Source organism: Methylobacterium nigriterrae (genome assembly GCF_037106235.1).
GTDB classification, from domain to species: domain Bacteria; phylum Pseudomonadota; class Alphaproteobacteria; order Rhizobiales; family Beijerinckiaceae; genus Methylobacterium; species Methylobacterium nigriterrae.
In genome coordinates this window covers 1-18,408 of record NZ_JBAWTG010000035.1, presented here as the reverse complement: position 1 = coordinate 18,408, position 18,408 = coordinate 1, and the positions used below count along the sequence as shown (strand labels likewise).

Genomic DNA, 18,408 nt, shown 5'->3' with positions numbered 1-18,408 from the left:
GACGCGCGGACCCCGAGCCCCTCCGGCAAGGCTTTCAGCCAAGTCTCCCGGCAAGGGGCGTAGAACGGGTCCCGCGCTACCAGCGGTCGGCCGGGGGCCAGCCGTATCCTGCAGGCCCGTTGCCGTAGCCGTAGCCGGTCGGGACGGCCTCGTAGCGGCGCACGACCCGGCGGGTCTCGTAGACAGGGGCGTCGTCCTCGTAGGCGCGCACCGGCCGGTAGGTCCGGACCGGCGCGTAGCCGTAGGCGAGCGCATATCCGTAGGCCGGGGCGGCATGCGCCTCGGACATGGCCGCTCCGATCAGGGCGCCGGCCGCGAGGCCGCCGATCAGCCCGGCCGCCACCGCGCCGCCGCCGCGCGCCTCGGCGGCGCTCGAGGCGAGGGCACCGAGGCCGATCAGCGCGGCGCCCGAGAGAATTGCGAGCCTCTTCATGACCCATCCCCTGTCGATCCGGGGGCGGCCTCCCCGCGGGAGGCCCGGTCCCCGATGCGTGCGGCCAGACTTCCGCGGCCATGGGCGAGACTGCGCCGCCGCCGCTGCACCGGGGCTGAATTGAGCGGGCAGCAACCGTTCAGCCGCGCACCGCGAACCGATCCGCCCCGGCCTCGTTGACCTGGGGAATCCACGGGAGAACACGGCATGAAGGGCTCGCCGCGAAGCCTCTGGCTGTCGGCCGCCAACCGGGCGGCGGGATGGTGGATGGGCACCGCCACCGCGATGATGCGCCGCCAGCAGCGCGCCGCCCTGGCCGAGATGACGCGGGCGGCGACCGGCGGCGGCAAGGCCGGCGGCAAGCCGAAGCGGGCGGTGCGGCCGCGCCGACGCAGGGCGGGCAAGTAGCCCGGCCTCGTCCGGGCGGCGCCGTTCAGGCGTCGTCGAGGATCGAGGGCTGCGTGCCGGCCAGGAGCTTCTCGAGCTGGATGTCCGTGAGGGCCTCGGGATGGGGGTAGCCCGCCTCGCGCAGCACCTGGTGCAGCTGCGCGACGGGCAGGCCGCGGGTGCATCGCGGCGGTGCCTCGCCGAGCCCCTCCCGCACGAGGCGCAGTACCGACTCGGCCAAGCCCCCCTCGATCAAGCCCCGGGCGTCGCCGGGCGCAGCCGGGCCGCCCCCGCCCTCGACGAGCGAGCGGATACGCGCCAGCGCCTCGCGGGGCTCCATCGCCGTGCCGCCATCAGGAACGCGAGGAGATCGCCTCCGGGGCGTGGCGGACGGCCTCGCGCCGGACTTTGTGCTCGCACAGCTCGGCGAGCGGGTGCTGCCGGTCGAGGTGCCCCCCGGAGCGGCCGGTCTGGCGCTCGCCGTCGCCCAGGTAGGTGTCGAGCGGCTTCAGGATGTCGGTCATCAGGATGCGGGCGCCGAGAGCGTCCGTGACTTCGTCGAGCAGCATGGGGCTCAGGCTCCTGCGGAGAGTGCTCGGCCGCCCGTGCGTGTGAGCCCGGTGCGAGGGTCTCCTGCAGGTACTACCGCGGGACGCGGCGGGGGTTCCGGACGGGTCGGGAGAGTTCCGGACGCGTGTCCGCCCCGCGCGGCGGGGCCCGCCCGCCGCGCCGCCGCCTCAGCCGAACAGGAGCATCGCCCCCGGCACGCCGACCGCGCCCGCGATCAGGCTGCCCGACAGCCAATATTCCAGCCGCCGGGAGGCCATGGACCGCAGCCGCTTGGCCGCCTGCGCGGCCCGGATGTGGCGGCCGTTGACGCAGGAGCAGAGGAGCCGGTGCGCCTGCCCCTCGCGCAGCCCGAAGAAGGTGCGGGCGTCCCCGTAGGTGTCGCCGCCGAGGCCGCTCGCGCGCAGCAGCGGGTCCGCGAAGGCGAGCGCCAGCGGCGAGCCGTCCACCCGCAGAGCCATGCGGCGCGGCCGCGGCAGCAGGTCGACCTCGGGAAGCGTCGCGAAGGTGCGGCCGGGCTCCTGCTCCAGCAGATCGGCCCAGCGTTCCAGCCGGGCGCGCCGGGTGGTGAGAAGGGCCGCCTGCGGATGGACATCCGCAAGGTCCTGGAGCTGCTCGACAGACTTGTGTTCCATGATGAACCTCCCGCTGAGCCGAACCGAGCGCATGGGACGATGCCTCGTGCCGGCAGCCTCGATCGGAAGGCGGGGGTCTGCCTTCACTTAATTTAAGCCCGGCCGCAGAAGGCCGAGGCGGGCGGCCGGGCAACCGGCGGCCGGCTCGGCGCGACGGATCGGACGCGCAGCTCGGGCGTTATCCGATCTCGTGCCACGCTTGTTCGTGCCACGCTCGCGTCTCAGCCCGGGAGTGACCGCGATGTTCGACCTCGCCAGCCTGATGGATGAGTTGAAGCACAACGACGCGGCGATGGCCGCGATGACGGTGCTGGAAGCCGCCCTGGGCCGGCGCACCCCGGAGGAGCGGGGCGCCTTCTGGCACGCGGTCGGCCTCTACTACGTCTCTCGCAAGGCACCCGGCGACGAGGTCCCGGGCGCCGCCGGGATGCCGCCGGCCGTGCCCGAGACGGCCTGACCCGAGACCGCCTGACCCGAGGTCGCCCGAGGCGGGAGCGTCCCGGGAGGCCATGTCGTACCGCATCCGCCATCCGGGCTAGGGCCCAAGCCCCGCACGGATCGACGCTGAAGGAGGCCGCGATGCCGGAGCATGTCTACAAGGTGATCGAACTCGTCGGCTCGTCGACGCACTCGATCGAGGATGCCGTCCAGACCGCGGTCACCCGCGCCAACCAGACCCTGCGCAACCTGCGCTGGTTCGAGGTGGTGGAGACGCGGGGCCAGGTCGCCGAGGGCAAGGTCCAGCACTATCAGGTCACCCTGAAGGTGGGCTTCACGATGGACGAGGCCTGATCGCACGCCTCCCGGTCGGCCCGACGCGGGAGCCTCGCGGGACGCCGAGCGTTCTGTCCGCTCACCCGAAGGAGGCGACCCCCGATGGCATCCGACACAAGCGGGCTTTCCGACAAGGCCCTCTCGATCTTCGCGTTCGCGGCCTATCACCGCCTGCTCAGCGGGGAGCGGATCTCCTCGGTGATCCGCCGCGACGGGCAGGGGCACGAGGCCGACCCCGCGGGCGTGGCGGAGCTGGAGCAGCGGGGCCTCGCCACCGCGAGCGAGACCGAGATCCGCTTCGGCGGCGCGGCGGAAGACTTCGTCGACAGGGTCGCGGCGGCGATCCGCGGCGCCTCGGCCTGACGGCATCCGCGGGCGTCAGCGCCCGGCGCCGTCCGCGGCGATCGCGCAGTCATGGTCGAGCAGCGTCTCGGCCTCGCTGTAGGGCGCCCGGTGGGCAAGCACGAAGAAGCCCGGATCGGCGCTGCCCGGCGGCGTGCTGACGACGGCGAGGCTCGTCCGGCGCAGGCCCGCGGGGCCCGGCAGGCGCGCGAGGCTCTCGAACGGGTTGAAGCGGGACGCCGCCTCGGCGCCGATCCGCAGGCCGAAATAGCGCTTGCCCGCGAGGCTGAAGGGGAGGGGCGCCCAGGCCGGTCCGAACGAGGCCGCGTGCATGCGCAGGGCCTCCCGCACGGCGGGCTGCACGCAGTCGAGGTGGATGTGCAGCTGGTCCTGCGTCCGCCCGCCCTGCGAATTGACCGCCATCGCCACGTCGGCGAGCGCGAGCCCGCCCTTCAGGGCGTCGGTGACGTAGTGCCGGGCCGCGAGCGCGGCCTGCCAGTAGGCGGCGCCCGGCGCCGCGCGCAGGGCCTCGACCTCGAGCCCGGCGATCCGGTCGGTGGGCACCACGACGACCTCGGTGCGGGCGGGGGGCGCCCGCAGCACCACGAAGCCGGGCTCTCCGTCGGAGCCGAGCCGGACGTCGAGGCACGGGAAGGGCCGTCCGACGACCCGCTTGGCCGTGACGCAGGAACTGGTCACGACCCAGAGCATGTCGCGCGAGATCGCGGCCGCGGCGGCCGTGGCGAGGGTCGCGAGGAGAAGCGAGAGGAGGAGGGCGCGCATGATCTCCGATATCCGACCGGCCCGGCTCTCGCCCGGCCGCCCGCCGAGGAGCACGCGGCGGGCCGGAACGCGACCGCAGGCCGACCCACCGGCATCGCCAGGATGCCCGAAGCGACCGTCCCGTCCAACCGCGCGGATCCCCCGCGCCCAGCCCGGCCTGCGTCCGCTACTCCCTATGCGTCGTCGAAACGGCGCTGCGACCGGGCTAAACTTCCGTCAACGCGAATATCAGGGGCCGTGCGGGATCCAGAGCGGGGCAGCGCGCCATGGCGATTGTCGTCCTTGACCCGAACACAGGTGAACTCGTCACGATCCGGCCGCCGAAGCTCCGCCGGACAATCGCCTGAGGGCGCTCAGGCGCACTTGGCGGATGCGGAGGTCCGGCACGGCCGGTATCCCGATCTCCGAATTCCGGTGGCGAGTGGCCGAGAACGCATTATTGCCGCAGCAGGAAGAGCTTGCCCATCAGGGCCGCGAGCTCGCCCTGCCGCGATACGCCCATCTTCTCGAACACGCGCTTCAGCACCGTGCGCGCTGTCGCGCCCGCAATGCCGAGAGTCTCGGCCGCTTCGGTCGGCGCTACGCCCGCGCCGACGAGCGCCGCCAGACGCGCTTCGCCGAGCGTCAGGCTGAACGCGTCGCGCACGATGGCCGGATCGAACGGGCGCTTCCCGTCGGGGTCCTCCAGGAGCACGATGGCCGTGGCGGTTCGCAGAGCGGGCATGCCGTCCGGCCGAGGCAGGGGCAGGACCTGCACGATGAGGCCGCGCTCGCCGTTCGGGACGATCAGCGGCTTGCGGAATTCCGCTGCCGCAAACCTGCCACTCTCGACGGACGCGCACAGCGCCTGAAAGTGCTGCTGGACGGCCATGTCGGTCGCGCGAAGGCAGCCAGCCGACATCACGAGGCCTGAGCCGAGCAGCCGCTCCGCGGTCCGGTTCGCGAGCAGCACCTGCCGGCCTGCTCCCAGTACGAGAATCCCGCACGCGATCCGATCGAGCGCCGCCGACAGCCCCACCCGCTCAGCCTCGGCCTCCATCAACCGGATGGAGAGGCTGAGAGAGCGCTCCACGTGCCGGCTGAGCGCCAGGAGCTTCTCCTGGAGCGCGTCGCAGAAGGCGGGCTTCTCGCTGGCCCGCAGCACGGTCAGGATGACATTGACGGCCGGAGACGGCGACACGGGAACCGTCATGCCCCAGCAGATGCCGTGCGGCAGGAGGAAGTGCTGGTAGATCGGCAATGTGGCGACCTCCTCATCGGTGAAGAGCAGGTGGTCGGCCTGCACGTCGCGGTAGCCGCCGGCAATGGCCCGGAAGACGCGCTCGGCGCGCACATCGAGACGTTGCCAGTGCCGCTCGTATTCCTGAGCCATGGCCATGAGGTTGGGCGAGACGATCGCGCCGTAGCGGCCGTCATCATGCCGATAGAGAAGCAAGGCGCCCCGTGCATCGAGCAGTTCCGCGATCGCTTGAAGGGTCCTCGGCCATAGATTCGGGGACGAGGCGGTCGTGTAGATCGTCTCGACCATCGCATTCCAAGCGGCGAAGCTCATCTTTCGATCATGCCCGAGACTGTTTAGCTCATGATAACTGCCAATGCGCCGCGAAGATGTGGCGCAGCGGCAGCACTCACGTACATTCGCGGGGATGATCGAGTATCGGTACTTCACTGGGCCGAGCTGACATCGGTTTTTGCTCTCTCCGATCCGACGCTCGCGGCGACAACTGGCTCGCTCACGGAATCGCTCGGCCCACATCCAATTCCGTCCGCCGGAAACCGCCCTCGAGATTGGCATCCGCGAAGCGATTATTGAAAAGCCGCCTTCGATGAGGCGCCGATCGCCGATGGCCTGCATGTCCAAGGCCTGCACGTCCAAGGCCTGAACGCCCGAGGCCTGCGCAGCACGGCCGTCGCGATCCCGTCCGAGGGCAGCTGCACGCCCCCGGAGATCGCGACCGTCACAATCCGCGCGCTCGCACCGGTGAAGGAGATCCGGGAGGTCTGCGTGGACCGGGCGGGGGGCCTCGCGCAGAGCGCGATCGTCAAGCTCGATGCCCACCGCAGGAATGCCAAGTGAGCGTGACTTGCGAAAAATTCTGCAGAAACCCGGTCGGCTCGCCGCCAAACTCGGGAAAATCAGAGGGAAAGCACCAACACAATCAGGTTGGTGCGGCCAAGAGGACTCGAACCTCCACCCCTCGCGGGACTAGCACCTCAAGCTAGCGCGTCTACCAATTCCGCCATGGCCGCATCGGAACCCGTCGGGTCCGGCGCTCTCCCGGTCGCCGCCTGCGCCGCAGGCCGTTTCCGTGGTGAGCGGCGCAGCGGATAACAGATCGAATCCGCCCCGACAAGCGCCGCGTTGCGCGGTCAGCCCGGTTCGTCGCTCATCTCCAGGACCGGCACCGCCCCGTCGCCGATGGTGACGCCGGGGCTGCGCAGCACCTCGGCCTTGCGGATCAGCTCCGTCACCTCCACGGAGATGCGGTTGCCGGTCACGACGATCTGGCCGCGGGCGATCGGGTGGTCGTTGGCGAGAATCTCGACCATATCGGTCTCGGTCGCCTCGAGCTCGATCACGGCGCCGCGGCCCATGCGCAGCAGCATGTGCAGCGGCATGTGGCTGCGCCCGAGCACCACGGTGAGATCGACCTTGAGGTCTTCGAGAACCGCCACGCCCTGCACGCCCCGCAACCGGCCGGCAACGGGCCAGCCCCGCCGCAGACCTTCCGCGCATCATGGTGAAATCTTGGTAAACGATCCCGCCTCCCGCCTCGCCACCCGGCCGGGCCGCTTCCTGCCGCGGGCCGGCTCGGGCGCCGTCGCGTGGTCGGTCGTCGACCATCCCGCGCCCTACGAGGCGACGGTCGCCGCCATGGAGGCCCGCGCCGCCGCGATCGCCCGGGGGGAGGCGGCCGAGTGCGTCTGGCTCGTCGAGCACCCGCCGCTCTACACGGCCGGGACGTCGGCGCGCGAGGCCGACCTCGTCGAGCCCGGGCGCTTCCCCGTGCACCGCACGGGGCGGGGCGGCCAGTTCACCTATCACGGGCCCGGCCAGCGGGTCGCCTACGTGATGCTCGACCTCAACCGGCGCCGGCCGGACCTGCGCGCCTACGTGTCCGCCCTCGAAGCCTGGATCATCGCCACGCTCGACGCTTTCAACGTGCGGGGCGAGCGGCGGGAGGACCGCGTCGGGGTCTGGGTGCGGCGCCCCGAGCGGGGCGCGGGCGTCGAGGACAAGATCGCGGCGATCGGGATCCGCGTCCGGCGCTGGGTCAGCTTCCACGGCATCAGCCTCAACGTGGAGCCGGACCTCTCCCACTTCTCCGGCATCGTGCCCTGCGGCATCCGGGGCCACGGGGTCACGAGCCTCGTCGATCTCGGCCACCTCGTCAGCATGGCGGAGGTCGACATGCAGTTGCGCGCGGCCTTCGTGCGGGTCTTCGGCGAGACGGTGCCGGCCGAGCCGCCGGGGCTCTGATCCCGGGGCCGGGTCACAGCACCGGCACGCCGTGCTGCTTGGCGTGCTCGGCGGGCTCCACGTGGATGACGACGACGGCGCCCGCGATCGCCGCCTCGATCGCCTGTTCCAGCCGGTCGCAAATGGCGTGCGAGGTCTGCACGCTCATCTCGCCCGGCACCACGAGATGGAAGTCGATGAAGGTCGCCTGACCGGCGTGGCGGGTGCGCACGTCGTGGGCCTCGAGCGCGCCCGCGCCGTGGGCCGAGATCAGCTCGCGGATCTGCCCCACCATCTCGGCCGGCGCGGCCCGGTCCATCAGCCCGTCGATCGACTCGCGCACCATGCCCCAGCCTGACCACAGGATGTTGAGGGCGACGAGGCCCGCCACGATCGGGTCGAGCACGAGCACGCCCGTCGCGGCGACCAGCGCGACGCCGACCAGCACGCCCACCGAGGTGAAGACGTCGGCCAGCACGTGGCGGGCATCCGCCACTAGCGCGGGCGAGCGCCAGGCCCGGCCGCGGCGCATCAGCGCCGCCGCCCAGGCCGCGTTGACCACGGTGGCGAGCGCGTTGACGGCGAGCCCGAGCACCGGCGCGTCGACCAGCCTCGGCGCCAGGATGCCGGAGGCGGCCTCGCGCAGGATCAGGAGGGCCGCCACGATGATGAGAGCGCCCTCGATGACGGCCGAGAAGTACTCGGCCTTGTGATGGCCGTAAGGGTGATCGGCATCGGGCGGCGAGGCGGCCACCCGCAGGGCCACGAAGGCGCAGGCCGCCGCCACCACGTTGATGATGCTCTCGAGCGCGTCCGAGTAGAGCGCGAGGCTGCCCGTGAGCCACCACGCCCCGAACTTGAGGGCGGTGACGACGCTGCCGATGGCGGCGCCGGCGAGCGCGGCTTTCTGGGTGCGGTCCATGGGGTGTACGCGGGGTTTCCGGCGGCGGCCGGACGAGCCCCTACAGGCCGCCCCCCGCGCAAGGCCACGGCAAAGGTCTTAGCCGGGGCTATAGGGAGCGGTCAGGCGCCGGTCGCGTCCGTGGCATCGGGCGGCCGGCCGATCGGCACGGTGGGCGGGTCCGCGGTCGCGGCACTCGCCGCGGCGGCGGGCGCCGGCTCGGAGGTCCCGCCCCGCGCCGCCTCGCGGGCACGGCTGCGCTCGGCCTGGGCCCGGGCCTGGACCGCCTTGCGCCGGTAGCGGCGGGCCATCCAGCCGAACCTGGCGGCCTCGGCCAGCGCGTCGAGCCGGGCCGCCTCGCGGTCCCAGTAGCTCACGAGCTGCGAGTCCAGGGTGACCCTGGCGCGGCGTCTCGTCCGGCGATCGTCCACGGCTCCCTCCCGTCCCGTCGAGACCCGCATGGTGGCGGCCTGGCCGCCGCGGTCAAGTCCGCGCCGGGCGCGACCGCCTGCCGGCCGGCGGCCCGGCCTTGCGCGTCGCGGGCACCATTGATCGCGCGCGCCGGAGCGTGCATGGGGCGCCCATGCGTGTGGACCTGTTCGATTTCGACCTGCCGGAGGCGCGCATCGCGCTCAGGCCCGCGAGCCCGCGCGATGCCGGCCGCCTCCTCGTGGTGCGCCCCGGCGCGCCCGCTCAGGCCGCGCTGGAGGATCGCGCCGTCCGCGACCTGCCGGGGCTGCTGCGCCCGGGCGACGCCCTCGTGTTCAACGACACCCGCGTGATCCCGGCCCGCCTGCAGGCAATCCGCACCCGCCCCGGGGCCACGGGCCTGCGCGCGGAGGTGATGCTGCACCTGCGCGAGGCGCCGGATCGCTGGCGCGCCTTCGCGCGGCCGGCCAAGCGCCTGAGCCCCGGCGACATCCTGCGCTTCGGCGACCACCGGGAGGGCGCGCCCTGCGAGCTCGGCGGCCTGGCCGCGACACTCGTCGAGAAGGGCGAGGGCGGCGAGATCCTGCTCCGCTTCGACCTCTCGGGGCCGATCCTCGACGAGCGGATCGCGGCGCTCGGCACCCTGCCGCTGCCGCCCTACATCGCGGGAAAGCGCCCGGCCGATGCCCGGGATGCCACCGACTACCAGACGGTCTACGCGGCCGAGCCCGGCGCCGTCGCGGCGCCGACCGCGGGGCTGCATTTCTCGGACGCGCTCCTCGCCGCGATCGACGCGGCCGGCCTCTCGCGCCGCACCGTGACGCTGCACGTCGGCGCCGGCACCTTCCTGCCGGTCAAGGCCGACGACACCGCCGACCACCGCATGCACGCGGAGGTCGGCCACCTCGACGCGGGCACGGCCGAGGCCCTCAACCGGGCCCGCGCGAGCGGCGGCCGGATCGTGGCGGTCGGCACCACGGCGCTCCGGCTCCTCGAGAGCGCAGCCGATCCGGACGGCCGGCTCCGCGCCTTCTCGGGCCCGACCGAGATCTTCATCACGCCGGGCTACCGCTTCCGCGCGGTCGACGCGCTGATGACGAACTTCCACCTGCCGCGCTCGACCCTGTTCATGCTGGTCTCGGCCTTCTCGGGGCTCGACACGATGCGGGCGGCCTACGCGCACGCCATCGCGGCGGGCTACCGCTTCTACTCCTACGGCGATTCGAGCCTGCTCTTCCCGGCCGAGGGGTCCTGATGCCCGACGCGATCCCGACCGCCGACTTCGCCTTCCGCGTCCACGCCCGCGACGGCGCCGCCCGCACCGGCGCCATCACGATGCCGCGCGGCGTCGTCCGCACGCCGGCCTTCATGCCGGTCGGCACCGCCGCCACCGTCAAGGCGATGTACCCGGACCAGGTCCGCGACCTCGGCGCCGACATCGTGCTCGGCAACACCTACCACCTGATGCTGCGCCCCGGCCCCGAGCGGATGGCCCGCCTCGGCGGCCTGCACCGGTTCATGCGCTGGGACGGGCCGATCCTCACCGATTCCGCCGGATTCCAGGTGATGTCGCTGTCTGCCCTGCGGAAGATCGACGAGGACGGCGTCACTTTCCGGTCGCATGTCGACGGCTCGACCCACCGCATGAGCCCCGAGCGCTCGATCGAGATCCAGGGGCTCCTCGGCTCCGACATCCAGATGCAGCTCGACGAGTGCGTGCGCCTGCCGGCCGAGCGCGCCGTCGTCGACAAGGCGATGCGCCTGTCCCTGCGCTGGGCGGAGCGCTGCCGCGTCGCCTTCGGCGAGCAGCCGGGCCGGGCGCTGTTCGGCATCGTCCAGGGCGGCGACAGCCCTGAGCTTCGCGTTGAGAGCGCCCGCGCCCTCGTCGATCTCGGCCTCAAGGGCTATGCGATCGGCGGGCTCGCCGTCGGCGAGCCGCAGGCGGTCATGCTCGCGATGATCGAGACGGTCGAGCCGCACCTGCCGGCCGACAGGCCGCGCTACCTCATGGGGGTCGGCACGCCCGACGACCTGATCCAGGCGGTGATGCGCGGCGTCGACATGTTCGACTGCGTGATGCCGACCCGTGCCGGCCGCCACGGCCTCGCCTACACGCGCCACGGCCGGATCAACCTGCGCAATGCCCGCCACGCCGAGGACACGCGCCCCCTCGACGAGGCCTCGTCCTGCCCCGCCGCCCGCGACTATTCCCGCGCCTACCTGCATCATCTCGTCCGCTCGGACGAGATCCTCGGCATGATGCTGCTGACCTGGAACAACCTGTCCTACTACCAGGACCTGATGGCCGGGATGCGCGGGGCGATCGCCGCTGGGCGGCTCGCCGACTTCGCGGGCGAGACCCGGGAGGCCTGGGCGCGGGCCGAGGCCGAGCGGGGCGCCGGATAGCACCCGTCGTCCGAGATCCGGACGATCGCCGTCGACGCGGGTCTCGGCCTCGCCCGGGTGCCGCGCGGTGTCAGGGGTGGGCGAGCACCCGGTAGAACCCCTTCGGATCGTCGGCGCCGGTCTCGCGCGCCGCGCGCAGGCCCGCGACGACACGGCCGGCCACCGGCAGCCGGTAATGCAGGGCGTCCCAGTAGTTCGCGTCCTGGGTGGTGACCGGGGAGGGGATGCGGAAATCCACCACCGTCGCCGCGCGGCGGCGCCCGATCGCCGCGACCTCCGCCTTGCAGGCCGCCTCGCGCGCGCCCTGCGGCGTGCCCGGCCGCCCCTGCGCCGCCGCGTGGACCGGCATGAAGGCCACGAGCTTGACGGCGTTCGCGGGCACGCTTGCGAGCAGCCCGTCGAGCCAGGCGAGCGCCGGCATCCCGGCGTCCTCCTCGGCGGATGCCCCGTCCGCCGCCTCCTCAGCCGAAGCGTTGCCGCCGTGGATATGGGCGGCGGCGCGGGCGGCGTCGTAGCTCGCCTCGGGCGGGGTAAAGACCGCGTAGCCGTCGCCGCGGATGCGGGCCGGCGCGCGCCCCAGGCGGTGGAGCGCGACGCGGCCCGCCGTGGCGAGGCTCTGCCAGTTCACCTGCCGGATCGTGCCAAGCGGCGTGCCGGGCTCGTAGAGCCAGGGCGGGAAGGGCCGGAAGGTGAGGCGGCGGCGATCGGCGTCGGCCGCGCACCACGTCGCGTCGAGGGCGAAGATCACGACCGTGACGGCGTCCCGGCCGAGGAACAGGCGGGCGAGCGCCCGCTGCTCGAAGGGCGTCGCGGCGTTCATGGCGAGGTTGGCGAAGCGCGCCCCGAAGGCCGCGTCGAGATCGCGCGGATCGAGGAGCCGGGCGGTCGAGGTGCCGAAGACCGCGGCGTCGTAGGCGCCCCCGCGCACGATCTGCGGGTACATGAAGCGCTGGTTGAGATCCATGATCGGTCCCGGCGCCCGGCCCGGCCCGGCGCGCAGGCCGTACGGGTCCATCGCCGCGATGAACCCCGCCGCCGCGCAGCCGAGCCCAACGGCGGCGGCCGCGAAGGCGAGGGCGAAGCGGCGCCAATGCGCGGCCGGGTAGGGCGGGTGCGTCGTCATCGCGCGCGCCCTCTCACGCGACCGTGGCAGCCGCAGGGCGGACCGGCGCGCCGCCTCGCCCGCACCGCACCCGCGCGGTTGACCCCATGGGACCGCTCGCCTATTGCGGGCCACGCCTTCCTCCATGCCCGGCCCGACGGCCCGACGCGCGGCGGATGCGAGCGCGTAGCTCAGCTGGTAGAGCAACGGACTTTTAATCTGTAGGTCCTGGGTTCGAGTCCCAGCGCGCTCACCAATCATTTCAGTCACTTAAGTGGAATTTTCGGGCATTGGCCGCACTTGAGTTGGGACGCGGGTAACGCCACGGGTAACGTCAGACCAAGCCTCTACCCATCAGTCGCTCCTTTCACGGGGATGCTCTCGCGCATAACGCGCGCAGGATGATTCCCCAGCCGGATTGTTGCGGCCTTGGAAGGACGCGGAGCGCGGCAGAGCCGGGCGCCCTGCCACCTCGGGCAGCGCCCGACAGAAGTTGGCCTGGCGTCGCTCAGGACGCCGATGAGCGCCAGCGTGACCAGCCTCACAGATCAGCCCGCACGCTTCGCGCGCCCAGTGGCCACTGATCTGGAGATCACACCATGCTGGCCTCAATCACCCGCTCCGTTCACCTCTGGCGCGAACGGCGCAGAGCGTATCAGGAGCTCGCGGCCCTCGACGACCGTTTGCTCGAGGATATCGGCCTGTGGCGCTACGAGCTCGCCGAGCACTGCGCCCGCCTCTGGAGGTGAGGCGCGGCCGCGGCTCAGCGGGTCAGGCCGCCGCGTGGTCCGGGGACTTTCCGGTCGATGGAGCCTGAAGCGCCACGGCGAGGCGGGCGGCGAGCGCCGCGTTGTTCTTCACGAGAGCGATGTTGGTGACCAAGCTGCGGCCGCCCGTCAACGCAAGGATGCGGGAGAGAAGGAAGGGCGTCACCGCCTTGCCGGTGACCCCGGCCTCATCGGCCTGGGCCAAGACGGCCTCGATCAGCCCGGCGATCTCCGCGGCGGGGATCTCGTCGGCCTGCGGCACCGGGTTCGCCACGAGGATCCCGCCGCCCAAGCCCAGCGCCTCCTTGGTCCGCACCAACTCGGCGATCGCGTCCGGCGTGTCGAGACGCAGCGGCGAGGGCAGCCCGCTGTCGCGGCTCCAGAAGGCGGGCAAGCGATCGGTGCCGTAGCTCACGACGGGGACGCCGCGCGTCTCCAGGTACTCGAGGGTGCGGGGCAGATCGAGGATCGCCTTGGCACCGGCGCAGACGACCGCCACGGGCGTGCGGGCGAGTTCATCGAGGTCTGCCGAGATGTCGAGCGTCGCCTCCACGCCGCGGTGGACGCCCCCGATGCCGCCCGTGGCAAACACCCGGATGCCGGCCAGGTGCGCGCAGATCATGGTCGCGGCGACCGTGGTGGACCCGTGCCGCTTGGCCGCGACGGCGTAGGGCAGATCGGCCCGGCTCAGCTTCAGGATGTCCGTCGCGGTGCCGAGCCAGTCCAGAACCTCGTCGGGCAGGCCGACGCGGATGCGCCCGCCGATGACCGCGACGGTGGCCGGCACCGCCCCGTTCGCGCACACCACGGCCTCCACGTCACGCGCGGTGGCGACGTTCTGAGGATAGGGCATGCCGTGGGTGATGATCGTGGATTCGAGCGCCACGACGGGGGCGCCGGCGTCGAGGGCCGCGCGCACATCCGGGGCGAGGTCGATGAGCGGGTGAGGCATGGCGGTCGCTCCGCAGAGACAGCCCTTCCGCATCGTAGGTTTCATCCGCAAGGGCGAGAAGTACGGATGTGGTGCATTGCACGTCTCACGTGGCACTGCTGGATCTGCGGCTCCAAAGTTCCGCTGTGCATCACGAACGGAAGTTGGCCCGTCGCCAGAAAGCAGCCCTTCTGCTTTGCGCCCATTCCAGCCGTTCAGCCCACCCCGGCGGCATCTCCACAGCGGACATTCGCGGGTTGGGCGCTATGGAACATAGAGCCTGTCTATATGAATAGACAGAAAATATATTGGCGAGGGACGGAACCGCCCGGCATAACATCTCCTGAACTAACATCGGATCTTGCAAAGACAGGTCAGATGCGTACGGAAGCAGAGATTAGATCTATAAACCACAATTACACGAGATAGATTTCTAGTATATGCACTATAAATTTGATTGGTGAAGAATTTATAAAAAGTTATTAGTGGAAGCGCAAGAAATAAGTAGATTGAAATTTTTAAATTTGAGGTAAAAATCTACGAACGCACAATGCCCTTGCGACGCGATATAAAGAAAGAGACGTGATGCAGTTTGCCACTGGTCGCCCTGCTGATGCCCTCGCCGAAGGCATCCCGTCAGTTCCGGCGACCAGCGCCACTACATCGAATATCGCCGCGCGCCTCGAACGGCTGCCAATGACAGCCTATCAGCGCAAAATCTTCGCCATCATCGCCTCGGCTTGGCTCGTCGATCAGGTCGACGTTGCGCTCCTCACCTTCCTGCTCGGCTCGATCGTGGTCGCGTTCGGCCTCACCCCGACGCAAGCCGGCCAGCTCGCGGCCATGACCTTTGCGGGCCAGCTGGTCGGCAACATCCTGGCCGGCACAGCGTCTGACCGCTTCGGACGCAAGATGGTCTTCCAAGGCACAATGCTCGTCTGGGGTTTCGCCAGCCTCGCGGCGGCGGCTGCTTGGAGCCTCACCGCCCTGATGGTCTGTCGCTTCCTGATCGGCGTCGGCGTCGGTGGCGAGGCGCCGGTCGCGCAGGCGATGGTGTCGGAGATCGTGCCTGCCAACGTTCGCGGCAAGTACATCGCCTTCATGGAAGGCTTCTGGGCGATCGGCTACGTGCTGTCGGGCGCGATCAGCTTCTTCATCTTGCCCTATCTTGGCTGGCGCTGGGCCTTCGTGGTCGTCGGCCTGCTTTCCGGCGTGGTGCTGCTGGTACGCCGCTCTATGCCCGAGTCGCCGCGCTGGCTTGCCGATCACGGCCGCCACGCGGAGGCTGATGCTGTCATGACGATGATGGAGACCGAGGTGATGAGGTGCACCGGAAAACCTTTGCCGCCGGTGCCACACCTCGCTGCCGCAGCGATACCCACGCCGCACCAGAACCCGATCGCGACCCTGTTCTCGCCCGAGTACCGGCTCCGGACCGTGATGGCCTTCGGAATGTGGTTCTTCGCGCTGATCGGCTTCTTCGGGCTCAACTCGTGGATCGCGGTGCTCCTCAAGGAGAAAGGCTTTTCTATCGTTGGCTCGGTCGGCTTCGTCACCCTGATCACGATCGGCGGTATCCCCGGCTTCTTCACCGCAGCGCTGCTTCTGGAGAAGATCGGCCGCAAGGCGACCACGGCGGCTTTCCTGATCTGCTCCGCCGCGGCGGCCTACCTCTACGGCAACGCCACCGACCAGACCTGGCTCTTCGTCTCCGGCTTCGTGATGCAGTTCTTCATGTTCGGCATGTGGAGCTGCCTCTACGCCTACACGCCGGAACTCTACCCGACCCGGGCCCGCTCGACCGGAGCAGGCTTTGCCTCGGCCTTCGGGCGGATCGGGGCGATCCTCGGGCCGATGATCGTGCCGGTTCTGGTGCAGAATTACGGACCGGCCGTCGCTTTCCAGGTCGGCGCGGGCGGCTTCCTGATCGCCGCCATGCTCGTCGTGACCCTCGGCGTCGAGACCCGCGGCAAGGTCCTGGAAAACGTCTCGCACTGAAGCGCCTGACCTAACGCTCCAGCTCGGCACAAGGTGGGGATCGAACAAGCCTTACCGATCCACGTCAGACCAAAGATGGAATGCACTTCATTGAGTACTTCGCGTCGGTGCGACGTTGATGATGTGCGAGCAGAATGTTGACTTGGAAGAACCTGTGTTCCAGTAGGGCTTGCCCCTGTGGATCATTCCGCTGCCGTTTTATACACGTCGATCTCGGAGCTCGAAACGGGCTCGGCCTGAGTTCCGGGAACCTGTTGGAACGGCCGCTTGCAATGGTGGCCGCGCAGCAGGTGCGGACCTGGGGCCCTACGCTTAGCTGAGAGCGCTAGCCTAGCTCCGCACTCCCTGCCGGCCGGCAGCGCTACCCTGAGCTGTTATCATCCAATTAAAATCGAAATTTTTAGGGAATATAAATGTCTGATAGTGTTCGTTAATGCATGGCAGTATCCGTACAAAAAGGGGCCATCCAATCACACAGTAGTGTCAAGTGTTTTGTTTCCATTTGATCTAGATTGTTTGGTTGCTAGTTCTCCGGATCCAGGTGACTCTCCTGGCAACGCTTCGCCGTAACCGAAGCAAGGCGAGGGGTCGGGATGAGCAAGCCGCCTCTCTCCTGTTCGAGCCGGCGCCGCTGCGAACGGCTGAACGTGTTGGTGCGCTGCCCTGTATCGTCCGAGGTAACGGAGGTCACTACCTCGGCCACGACCCGCCAAAGCACGCCCGCGACCAGGGTGACAGCCCTATCCGGTTCCTATGAGCCCACCTCCGTGCTCCTCAATCCTCAAAGCCAATCCGAGCCGAGTTCAAGCCAGAGGCCTAGCCTGGGGGGGGCTCGGCGTGCTCGCCTTCTCGGTCTCGCTGCCGGTCACCCGCTTGGCCGTGGCTGGGGGACTGGCGGGAAGTTTCGTCGGAATCGGTCGGGCAGCCGTCGCTGGCGTTCTAGCATTGCTCACGCTCGCGATCATGCGACAGCCGTTGCCCTCTTTCCGACTGATGCCACGGCTCGCGGTGGTCGCGGCCGGGGTCGTGCTGGGCTTTCCTCTACTCACTTCACTGGCCCTTACTCACGTGCCTGCATCACACGGCATTGTCGTTGCAGGCCTGCTCCCGGCAGCCACCGCAGTCATGGCGGTGTTCCGCGCGGGGGAGCACCCCTCGCTGCGGTTCTGGATCGCTGTTCTGGCTGGCGTCGCGTGCGTGCTCACCTTTGCCTTCGTGCAAGGAGGGGGCAGCTTCCAGTGGGCGGATGCGCTTCTGCTCGCTGCCGTTGTGATCTGCGGGCTGGGTTACGCCGAGGGGGGGGCGCTAGCTCGGGAGTTGGGGGGCGTGCAGGTCATGTGCCTTGCCCTTATTATGGCACTGCCCATCTCGGTGCCGATCACATTGGTCGGAGTGGACGTCGTGCTGCTCACGCACGCGACGCCTGCTGCTTGGGCTGGATTCGCGTATTTGTGTGTGGTCAGTAATGCCGGCTTCTTTGCCTGGTATCGCGGCCTGTCTTTGGGCGGCGTTGCGCGGATCAGCCAACTTCAGCTCGCGCAGCCTGTTCTTTCGCTGGTCTGGGGCTGGTTGCTGCTGGGAGAGGCGGTTACTGGCCCCACACTCGTGGCCGCGTTCGGCGTTCTGACCTGCGTGGTCATGGCGCAATGGGCACGTTAGGGACACCACGCGAGGCCGCGGAATTCGCATAATCAGCGCGTTTCCGTTCGCGTAAGGGGAGTTATGGCACCACTCAGGGCGCGTAAGCGCCCAGCCTCCAAGCCTCTCCTGAAAGGAGGCTGCTGCCGGCTTTCCCGGCGGACGTACGGGGACGCTCCTATCATGATGGCAACGTGAGTCCGGCCTATAATGGCAAATGCCGTGGTGTACCGGGAAGCTACCCTCGAAGCAGGCTGTACTGTTGGCGATCATCCTAGCTGGCGCTTCTACGCCAGCTATTGCCAAATCCATGGAATTTACAAGGTACGCGACGACATTTGGGTCTTTAACGTGGGCACAATATTCCTGCAAAAATCTGAAAGTAGATAATGTAGAGACCTTTACAAAACTCAAGGATGCTGGGATGAAGTCCGAAGATTTTTTTAAAAAGAATTCCAGTCTCTAGTCACCGTTGTCATGATTGAGTTAGAAAAGGAGAAGAATAAACCTAAGTTATGCGAGCTGATCCTTGACCAGTATGGGCCGAGAGGGCGCATCATGCCTGGGCTGACCGAGAGATTGCACTGATCGCTCCCCAGCTGGAACGCGGCAGGCGAATCCGCATAATCGGCTCGCTTCCCTTCGCGTAAGTGCCCTTATGGCGCCGGGGCACCGACCGCGACATGCCAAGAGGGAGAGCGCGCGCGGCTGGTGCCTGCCACCCCGGATCATCGCGTGCCAGGGCGCGCGGCCAGCCTGCGCTCCGGTGAGTGGCGCCGATATCCGTAGAAACCACGCGGGTTCCATAAGCCCATCTTCGCGCGCGCGAGGCCTCGGGAAATTCGCGTAAGCGGA

General features: G+C 69.6%; 21 protein-coding genes and 2 tRNA genes. 11 read left to right on the top strand and 12 right to left on the bottom strand.

Annotated features, from left to right (window positions below; genetic code table 11):
- Positions 1-76: 76 nt before the first annotated feature.
- A complete protein-coding gene (locus tag WDW90_RS18565; protein ID WP_336488915.1) occupies positions 77-433 on the bottom strand; it encodes a hypothetical protein in 357 nt (118 codons plus the stop codon).
- 207 nt (positions 434-640) lie between these two features.
- Here WDW90_RS18565 and WDW90_RS18560 point away from each other — a divergent pair, with 207 nt between their 5' ends.
- Positions 641-841 (top strand): hypothetical protein, encoded by a 201-nt coding sequence (locus tag WDW90_RS18560; RefSeq protein WP_336488914.1) that lies wholly within the window; start codon positions 641-643, stop codon positions 839-841.
- A gap of 25 nt (positions 842-866) precedes the next feature.
- Here the strand turns inward: WDW90_RS18560 and WDW90_RS18555 are convergent, their stop codons facing one another.
- From WDW90_RS18555 to WDW90_RS18545, 3 genes are all read right to left on the bottom strand, one after another.
- A complete protein-coding gene (locus tag WDW90_RS18555) occupies positions 867-1,160 on the bottom strand; it encodes a hypothetical protein (RefSeq protein ID WP_336488913.1) in 294 nt (97 codons plus the stop codon).
- A 13-nt stretch (positions 1,161-1,173) separates the two neighbouring features.
- Entirely contained in the window at positions 1,174-1,389 is a 216-nt protein-coding gene (locus WDW90_RS18550) for a hypothetical protein (protein WP_336488912.1), read from the bottom strand.
- Positions 1,390-1,557: 168 nt separating this feature from the next.
- The gene (locus WDW90_RS18545) at positions 1,558-2,022 is read right to left on the bottom strand and encodes a hypothetical protein (RefSeq protein WP_336488911.1); all 465 of its coding nucleotides are present in this window, start codon (positions 2,020-2,022) and stop codon (positions 1,558-1,560) included.
- A 241-nt stretch (positions 2,023-2,263) separates the two neighbouring features.
- Between WDW90_RS18545 and WDW90_RS18540 the strand changes: the two genes are divergently transcribed.
- The 3 genes from WDW90_RS18540 to WDW90_RS18530 all read left to right on the top strand — a co-directional run bounded on the left by WDW90_RS18540 (position 2,264) and on the right by WDW90_RS18530 (position 3,159).
- Positions 2,264-2,479, top strand: a complete 216-nt coding sequence (locus WDW90_RS18540) for a hypothetical protein (protein ID WP_336488909.1) — start codon at positions 2,264-2,266, stop codon at positions 2,477-2,479.
- 122 nt (positions 2,480-2,601) lie between these two features.
- Entirely contained in the window at positions 2,602-2,814 is a 213-nt protein-coding gene (locus WDW90_RS18535) for a dodecin (protein WP_336488908.1), read from the top strand.
- Positions 2,815-2,898: 84 nt separating this feature from the next.
- The gene (locus WDW90_RS18530; RefSeq protein WP_336488907.1) at positions 2,899-3,159 is read left to right on the top strand and encodes a hypothetical protein; all 261 of its coding nucleotides are present in this window, start codon (positions 2,899-2,901) and stop codon (positions 3,157-3,159) included.
- 15 nt (positions 3,160-3,174) lie between these two features.
- Here the strand turns inward: WDW90_RS18530 and WDW90_RS18525 are convergent, their stop codons facing one another.
- From WDW90_RS18525 to WDW90_RS18510, 4 genes are all read right to left on the bottom strand, one after another.
- The gene (locus tag WDW90_RS18525) at positions 3,175-3,921 is read right to left on the bottom strand and encodes a CDP-diacylglycerol diphosphatase (RefSeq protein WP_336488906.1); all 747 of its coding nucleotides are present in this window, start codon (positions 3,919-3,921) and stop codon (positions 3,175-3,177) included.
- A gap of 436 nt (positions 3,922-4,357) precedes the next feature.
- Positions 4,358-5,782: a helix-turn-helix transcriptional regulator gene (locus WDW90_RS18520; RefSeq protein WP_336488905.1), complete on the bottom strand. Its 1,425-nt coding sequence runs from the start codon at positions 5,780-5,782 to the stop codon at positions 4,358-4,360.
- 304 nt (positions 5,783-6,086) lie between these two features.
- Positions 6,087-6,171: transfer RNA gene (locus tag WDW90_RS18515), tRNA-Leu, on the bottom strand.
- A 120-nt stretch (positions 6,172-6,291) separates the two neighbouring features.
- Complete coding sequence (locus WDW90_RS18510; RefSeq protein WP_336488904.1) at positions 6,292-6,597, bottom strand: FliM/FliN family flagellar motor switch protein; 306 nt, start codon at positions 6,595-6,597, stop codon at positions 6,292-6,294.
- Between the two features lie 73 nt (positions 6,598-6,670).
- Here WDW90_RS18510 and lipB point away from each other — a divergent pair, with 73 nt between their 5' ends.
- A complete protein-coding gene (lipB, locus tag WDW90_RS18505; RefSeq protein ID WP_336488903.1) occupies positions 6,671-7,402 on the top strand; it encodes a lipoyl(octanoyl) transferase LipB in 732 nt (243 codons plus the stop codon).
- Positions 7,403-7,415: 13 nt separating this feature from the next.
- Here the strand turns inward: lipB and WDW90_RS18500 are convergent, their stop codons facing one another.
- On the bottom strand, positions 7,416-8,303 hold the full coding sequence (locus WDW90_RS18500; protein ID WP_336488902.1) for a cation diffusion facilitator family transporter: 888 nt from the start codon (positions 8,301-8,303) through the stop codon (positions 7,416-7,418).
- Positions 8,304-8,404: 101 nt separating this feature from the next.
- On the bottom strand, positions 8,405-8,713 hold the full coding sequence (locus tag WDW90_RS18495; RefSeq protein WP_431311069.1) for a hypothetical protein: 309 nt from the start codon (positions 8,711-8,713) through the stop codon (positions 8,405-8,407).
- A 152-nt stretch (positions 8,714-8,865) separates the two neighbouring features.
- Between WDW90_RS18495 and queA the strand changes: the two genes are divergently transcribed.
- Positions 8,866-9,966, top strand: a complete 1,101-nt coding sequence (gene queA / locus WDW90_RS18490) for a tRNA preQ1(34) S-adenosylmethionine ribosyltransferase-isomerase QueA (RefSeq protein ID WP_336488900.1) — start codon at positions 8,866-8,868, stop codon at positions 9,964-9,966.
- A complete protein-coding gene (tgt, locus tag WDW90_RS18485; protein ID WP_336488899.1) occupies positions 9,966-11,117 on the top strand; it encodes a tRNA guanosine(34) transglycosylase Tgt in 1,152 nt (383 codons plus the stop codon). The genes queA and tgt overlap by 1 nt, the downstream gene beginning before the upstream one ends.
- Positions 11,118-11,187: 70 nt before the next feature.
- Here the strand turns inward: tgt and WDW90_RS18480 are convergent, their stop codons facing one another.
- Positions 11,188-12,240, bottom strand: coding sequence for a hypothetical protein (locus tag WDW90_RS18480; protein WP_336488898.1), 1,053 nt, complete (start codon positions 12,238-12,240; stop codon positions 11,188-11,190).
- A 159-nt stretch (positions 12,241-12,399) separates the two neighbouring features.
- Between WDW90_RS18480 and WDW90_RS18475 the strand changes: the two genes are divergently transcribed.
- A tRNA-Lys gene (locus tag WDW90_RS18475) sits at positions 12,400-12,475 on the top strand.
- Positions 12,476-12,818: 343 nt separating this feature from the next.
- Positions 12,819-12,968: a DUF1127 domain-containing protein gene (locus tag WDW90_RS18470; RefSeq protein ID WP_336488897.1), complete on the top strand. Its 150-nt coding sequence runs from the start codon at positions 12,819-12,821 to the stop codon at positions 12,966-12,968.
- Between the two features lie 22 nt (positions 12,969-12,990).
- Here the strand turns inward: WDW90_RS18470 and WDW90_RS18465 are convergent, their stop codons facing one another.
- The gene (locus tag WDW90_RS18465; protein WP_336488896.1) at positions 12,991-13,938 is read right to left on the bottom strand and encodes a pseudouridine-5'-phosphate glycosidase; all 948 of its coding nucleotides are present in this window, start codon (positions 13,936-13,938) and stop codon (positions 12,991-12,993) included.
- A gap of 675 nt (positions 13,939-14,613) precedes the next feature.
- On the opposite strand from WDW90_RS18465, the gene WDW90_RS18460 reads away from it, so the two are divergent.
- Entirely contained in the window at positions 14,614-15,915 is a 1,302-nt protein-coding gene (locus tag WDW90_RS18460; protein WP_336488895.1) for an MFS transporter, read from the top strand.
- Between the two features lie 753 nt (positions 15,916-16,668).
- Positions 16,669-17,574: a DMT family transporter gene (locus WDW90_RS18455; protein ID WP_336488894.1), complete on the top strand. Its 906-nt coding sequence runs from the start codon at positions 16,669-16,671 to the stop codon at positions 17,572-17,574.
- The last annotated feature ends 834 nt before the right edge of the window (positions 17,575-18,408 follow it).